Genomic DNA, 273 nt, shown 5'->3' with positions numbered 1-273 from the left:
TGCGGGTGCCACTGGCCCGAGTTGTCTCCCCGCTTCACTTCGTATGACCAAACAGCGCCCACAACACCATCGAGCACAGAGCCGCGACCACGTTGCCGGCGTTTCCATAGCTCGCGCTGGGCTCTATGAAGGTGCTAAAAGCGTTCAGCCAGGTCATCACCGTTCTTCACCGTCAAAGTCACCAAAAAAGGCCTCAGAGCCGTTTTCTCGGCTCGGATGACCTCCCACCTATCCAAGTAGGCTTTCATCGACTTAGCGCCCCGTCTAATGGCA

At 57.1% G+C, this 273-nt stretch carries 1 protein-coding gene; it reads right to left on the bottom strand.

From position 1 onward, the window contains the following. Window positions 1–34 precede the first annotated feature (34 nt). Entirely contained in the window at window positions 35–157 is a 123-nt protein-coding gene (locus tag ABG80_RS23705; RefSeq protein ID WP_268760931.1) for a hypothetical protein, read from the bottom strand. Between the last annotated feature and the right edge of the window lie 116 nt (window positions 158–273).

It is taken from the genome of Aquabacterium parvum (assembly GCF_001447195.1).
In the GTDB taxonomy this organism is placed as follows: domain Bacteria; phylum Pseudomonadota; class Gammaproteobacteria; order Burkholderiales; family Burkholderiaceae_C; genus Aquabacterium; species Aquabacterium parvum.
Note: the sequence above shows the minus strand (reverse complement) of the source record. Positions and strands in the feature narration are given on the sequence as shown.